We start from the raw sequence: 5752 nt of genomic DNA, 5'->3' as shown, positions 1-5752 counted from the left end.
GGCACGCGAATGAGATCGGACTTACCCAAAGTATTACACTTACTGGGAGGACGATCGCTTGTCGAGCGGGTATTAATTGGTTGTCAGGAGTTACAACCCGAACGACAACTGGCGATTGTTGGCTATCAAGCCCACCGAGTCAAAGCAGCAATGGTCGATTATCCCGACTTAGAATTTGTCGAGCAGACGCAACAATTGGGTACCGGACATGCAGTTCAACAACTGCTACCCCATTTAGCCGATTTTCAGGGAGATTTATTGGTATTAAATGGCGATGTGCCACTGCTGCGTCCCGAAACCCTCAGCGCACTCTTACAGACGCACCAGCAGCATCAAAATGCGGCCACGATACTTACAGCTCAAATTGCCAATCCGCAAGGCTACGGGCGCGTATTTTGCGATAGCAACAATCTGCTCCAAGAAATTATCGAAGATCGCGATTGTACCGCCGAGCAACGCCAAAATCGTCGGGTAAATGCGGGGATATATTGCTTTAACTGGCAAAAACTTCAGGAAGTTTTACCCAAATTGCAAAGCAATAACAGTCAGCAAGAATATTACATCACCGATGCGGTCAATTTTCTCTCACCCGTGATGGTATCCGATGTCGCCGACGATCGCGAGATTTTAGGCATTAACGATCGGCGACAATTGGCGACTGCTTATCAAATTCTTCAATCGCGGATCGTCGATGATTGGATGGCGGCTGGTGTCACGATTATCGATCCGGCTAGCGTGACGATCGACGATACCGTTAAAATTGGGGTCGATGCGATTATCGAACCGCAAACTCATTTGCGCGGTAATACAACCATCGGGAGTGGTAGCCGGATCGGCCCGAATAGTTTAGTTGAAAATAGCCAAATCGGCACGAATGTGACGCTGATGTATTCGGTGGTTGTCGATAGTTCGATCGGTCATAATGCGATCGTCGGGCCATTCGCACACATCCGTCAACAGGGACAAGTTGGCGAATTTTGTCGGGTGGGTAACTTTGTCGAGTTGAAAAAAAGCACGATCGGCAATAATACCAATATCGCTCATTTGTCTTATATCGGCGATGCGACTGTGGGCGAACGAGTTAACATCGGTGCGGGCACGATTACTGTCAATTACGACGGAAAAAATAAGCATCAAACCGTTATTGGTAATTTTACCCGCATCGGCTCCAATAACACGCTGGTCGCACCATTAACTATCGGTGCCCAAGTTACCACCGCCGCAGGTTCTACCATCGTCAGCGATATCCCCGATGACTGTTTGGCAATCGCCCGATCTCATCAAACCATTAAACCCGGTTGGCGACCAAAATGGCACCAAGATTAGTCGGATTTTGTAGAAAAGGCTGGCTCTTGCTCCCTCCCCTTGTAAAGGGGAGGGCTGGGGTGGGGTAAAGGACTACTATCGCATCCAATAACTTGTAGGCTGTAAATATCGATCGAGGAAGAGGATCGCCACCCGCAAAATCCAAACTGATTACGACTCAAACATCCTGAGTTCCGTAAGTCGATATTGCCCGTACGCTATTAAAGCAAAAATCAGCACCGATCGCACACCATAACCACAAGGAAAGTACAAAAATCTGACCTACTTTCATGAGTAATGGCGACGATCGCTGAGTGTCAATAGATACCAGAGATCTTGCCTTCATTACCGAACTATCGTCGAGCGGAAATACTAATTCTGGGCATTGCGACATCTTCAGATTCGACGCTCCAAACCCATTACCAGTGGGCAATGCCGATCGAACTAGAGGAGTGGCAAAAGCAGATAATCTCGGATGAAGGGGTTCTGACATAGGATATTAAAGCGAGCGGCAACAAATCGGGGTGGGAGTAAAAAATGTTTGGATCGGTCGAGTCAACGATGTACTCGACACTATATTTTCGCTACAAAGCCAACGGTGAATTAAAATTCAGCCCGATTTTCGATAGCTTGGAAGATAATTCACTTGCAGCATTACTTGTAAGTTAAATATCGTCAAATTACGATCTAATGCGATCGAGTTTAATCGAAATTGATACCAATATTAATCCGAAGATCCCCGGATTTATTCAAATGTATTTTGGCTGAGTCTGCGTGTAAATACGTATACGTGTATATTTCGATCGCTCGATCGGCAGATGCCATCAGTCACGCTCAATTCTTAACACCAAACCTCATGAATCGCAGCTTCTGGATTATTGCACTCATCAATATCATTAACTCACTGAGTTTTACAATTCTCATTCCGACAATTTATCAATATGGGAGAGAGTTTAATTTAAGCGATATTGAGACTAGTTTTCTATTTGCAATTTTTTCGATCGCTCAATTTTTTGCCACGCCAATTATTGGCAAACTGTCCGATCGATTTGGTAGAAGACCGCTATTAATTATTAGTCTAGCAGGTACGGTAGTTGGTAATTTTTTAGCGGGCACGGCACCGAACGCCTCAGTATTATTTTTGGCGCGGTTTTTAGATGGAATTACGGGTGGAAATATTTCAGTCGCTCAGGCAGTTATTTCGGATGTAACTACACCAGAAAATAGAGCTAAGGGTTTTGGGATCTTTGGAGCATCATTGGGATTAGGATTTGTAATGGGGCCAGTTTTAAGTTTAGTGGCTCAACAAAGATCGTTAGGTACGGCATTTTTAGTATCGGCGGTATTTGCAGCGATCGCTTTAGTAATTACGATCTTTTTCTTGCCAGAAACACTACCAGAAAGATCCGAAGAGCGCGTGAATATCTTCGATTTAGGTCTGCAAGATTTAATTACCGGATTAACCTTTCCCAAATTAGGTATTCTGTTTATTATCAATTTGTGCGTCGGCACCACATTTACTTTATTCACCTTTGCTTTTCAACCATATTATCTCAAGGTTTTACATCAAGACAATAAATCTTTAACATTATTATTTCTGGCGATCGGTGTCGTTGGAGTCATCGTTCAGATTCAAGGCGTTAAGATTATGACTAGATATCTGAGCTTAGTCAAAATTTTATTTTTAGGATTATTTTTCAGAAGTTTATCTTTTGTATTGATGCCAATTATTCCCGACATTTACTTCTTTCTAATTATCAGCACGATTTTCTCATTATTTAATTCATTGGTACAGCCAATGATTAGCACTCTAATTTCGCTCAATACCAGCCCAGAAGAACAAGGTAGAATGTCTGGGCTGAATGCTTCATATCTGAGTGCAGCCAACGGTATCGGCCCGATTATCGCCGGATTGATGGTCAACCAGGATCGTCCAGAAACTTATGGTTACCCGCTATATTTAGCAGGCATATTTACATTCATAGTCCTGTATTTTGCAATTCGCCAAAGACGTAAATATACGCCCAAATTAGCAGTACAATAACCAAACTAATTAATCTTGCTTCCAAGTTTTGAGCTGTAAATACACCAAAATAGAAGTGAAGGCAAATAATACCATCGCCGCTGCTGCTGCATAGCCAAAATCAAATCTGGCAAAAGCCCGATCGTAAATATAATAAACTAATAAATTAGTAGAATTTAGCGGGCCGCCACCAGTAATTATATACACCTGCTCGAAACTTTTAAGTGTAAAAATCGTGGTCGTAATTGCAGTGAAAATTAATGTCGATCGTAGTCCCGGCAGGGTAATATACCAAAACTGCTGCCAACTATTGGCTCCATCTAATTCCGCAGCCTCGTAACGATTGGTAGGAATAGCTTGCAATCCAGCTAAAAATACGACCAGATTAAAACCAATTTGTTTCCAAACACTTACTAAAATAACCACAGGCATTGCCCACACCGAATCACTCAACCAAGCAATCTTAGCAACTCCAAAATTACCGAGCAAACTATCGATCGCACCATCAGTTTGAAACAGCCATCTAAACCCCAATCCAGCCGCAACTAACGAAACGATCGAGGGAATAAAATAAATCGTTCTAAATATACCTGTAAATGGTAACTTCCGATTGAGTAATACTGCCAACCCTAACGGAATAATCGTACTCGGAACCACCGTCCCAACTGTAAAATAAATCGTATTGAAAATAACTTGCCAGAAATCTGGACTGACTAGCAATCGAACATAATTTTTTAATCCAACCCAGTGTACGCCCGATCTCGTAAAGCTGCCACCAGTAAAACTGAGATAACCTAAATAAATAATTGGGAAAACTAAAAACAAACCTAATATAATTAAGGCTGGTAATAAAAATATTCCTGCCGCTATATCCTCTCGATCGATTAGTTTGCCAAACCGTTCTAACCAATACCGATCCGATTTAGATTTGCCAATATTCATCATCGTGTCAACATATTACCTGTGAGACTAAATGCGCGGACTTCACTAATTTTGACAGGCACGACTTTACCACGTAGCTCTTCGATATCGCCGTTGAAAAAAGTGAGGCGATTGCCGCCTGTTCTGCCGAGCACTTGGTCGGGATTTTTGGTGTTGCGTTCTTCGACTAAGACCGATTCTACCCGATCGAGATACCGCCCAGATCGCTCGATCGCAGTTTGAGAAACTAAATGATTGATCCGTTGCAATCTGTCGATTTTTACTTCTTCACTGAGTTGATTATTCCACACTGCCGCAGGAGTATTCGGACGGGGGGAATATGCCGCCGTATTCACCATATCAAACCCAATATCGGCGATTAGTTGCAGAGTTCTATCGAACTGTGCTTCTGTTTCGCCAGGGAATCCAACGATCGCATCGGCACTAATTGAAGCATCGGGCATATACTGACGGATGGTATCGACAATCCGGCGATATTTCTCGTGGGTATATCCGCGCGACATGGCTTTAAGAATATCGTTATCTCCCGACTGAAACGGAATGTGGAAATGTTCGCAAACTTTAGGTAATTCGTGGCAGGCTTTAATCAATCGCTCGGTAAAATAACGCGGATGACTGGTGGCAAATCTAATTCGATCGATGCCTTCAGTATCGTGAATATAGTAAAGTAAATCTGTCAGCGTATTTAAGTGCCGACCTTCGACAGTAGAGCCAGGTAAATCGCGCCCATAAGCATCAATATTTTGACCGAGTAAGGTAATTTCTTTATAACCTTGACGTGCCAATTCTTTAATTTCCGATCTAATTGCTTCAGGCGTGCGCGATTGCTCGATGCCACGCACGTTGGGTACAACACAATAGGTACACCGTTCGTTACAACCATAAATTACATTTACCCAAGCGGTGACGCTACTATCGCGGCGCGGTTTAGTAATATCTTCGATAATGTGGACGGGTTCGGTAGCAACTACCTGAGAGCCAGTCAATACTTGCTGTAACAAGTCTTCGAGGCGATTGGCATGTTGCGGCCCCATAATTAAATCTAGTTCGGGAATGCGGCGCAACAGAGCCTCACCTTCCTGCTGGGCGACGCAGCCTGCCATAATCAAGATCAGATCGGGACGATCTTTTTTGCGACGAGTTTGTTTGCCTAAGTAAGAGTAAACTTTTTGCTCCGCCAGATCGCGGATGGTGCAAGTATTGTAAAGGATCAGGTCTGATGTTAGCGGATCGTCCGACCATTGAAAGCCCATTTTTTCTAAGATCCCACCCATCCGCTCGGAATCAGCTTTATTCATCTGACAGCCAAATGTAGTGATGTGATAGCTGCGGTTTTCAGGGTTCATGTAGGTTATCGATACCAGTATTCAAGCCGTGCGAATATATTATAGAAGATTGCACCCATAAGATGAGCTTTTGTGACTAGGAACACCAAATGCTTTTGACAGGTGTCTGTCTCCGTGGTAGGATTGTAGATTGTGT

At 43.4% G+C, this 5752-nt stretch carries 5 protein-coding genes; 2 read left to right on the top strand and 3 right to left on the bottom strand.

Annotation, left to right across the window (positions count from 1 at the left end):
• Window positions 1–1326: bifunctional UDP-N-acetylglucosamine diphosphorylase/glucosamine-1-phosphate N-acetyltransferase GlmU (gene glmU, locus RMO79_RS10300; RefSeq protein WP_310483060.1), on the top strand; the 1326-nt coding region annotated here is incomplete at its 5' end.
• A gap of 157 nt (window positions 1327–1483) precedes the next feature.
• Here glmU and RMO79_RS10295 read toward each other — a convergent pair.
• Window positions 1484–1798, bottom strand: a complete 315-nt coding sequence (locus tag RMO79_RS10295) for a hypothetical protein (RefSeq protein WP_310483059.1) — start codon at window positions 1796–1798, stop codon at window positions 1484–1486.
• Between the two features lie 309 nt (window positions 1799–2107).
• On the opposite strand from RMO79_RS10295, the gene RMO79_RS10290 reads away from it, so the two are divergent.
• A complete protein-coding gene (locus tag RMO79_RS10290; protein WP_396136568.1) occupies window positions 2108–3349 on the top strand; it encodes an MFS transporter in 1242 nt (413 codons plus the stop codon).
• A 9-nt stretch (window positions 3350–3358) separates the two neighbouring features.
• Here the strand turns inward: RMO79_RS10290 and RMO79_RS10285 are convergent, their stop codons facing one another.
• Both RMO79_RS10285 and miaB read right to left on the bottom strand, forming a co-directional pair.
• The gene (locus RMO79_RS10285) at window positions 3359–4270 is read right to left on the bottom strand and encodes a carbohydrate ABC transporter permease (RefSeq protein ID WP_396136567.1); all 912 of its coding nucleotides are present in this window, start codon (window positions 4268–4270) and stop codon (window positions 3359–3361) included.
• Window positions 4270–5616: a tRNA (N6-isopentenyl adenosine(37)-C2)-methylthiotransferase MiaB gene (gene miaB, locus RMO79_RS10280; RefSeq protein ID WP_310483056.1), complete on the bottom strand. Its 1347-nt coding sequence runs from the start codon at window positions 5614–5616 to the stop codon at window positions 4270–4272. The genes RMO79_RS10285 and miaB overlap by 1 nt, the downstream gene beginning before the upstream one ends.
• Between the last annotated feature and the right edge of the window lie 136 nt (window positions 5617–5752).

It is taken from the genome of Chamaesiphon sp. VAR_48_metabat_403 (genome assembly GCF_031422475.1).
In the GTDB taxonomy this organism is placed as follows: domain Bacteria; phylum Cyanobacteriota; class Cyanobacteriia; order Cyanobacteriales; family Chamaesiphonaceae; genus Chamaesiphon.
Note: the sequence above shows the minus strand (reverse complement) of the source record. Positions and strands in the feature narration are given on the sequence as shown.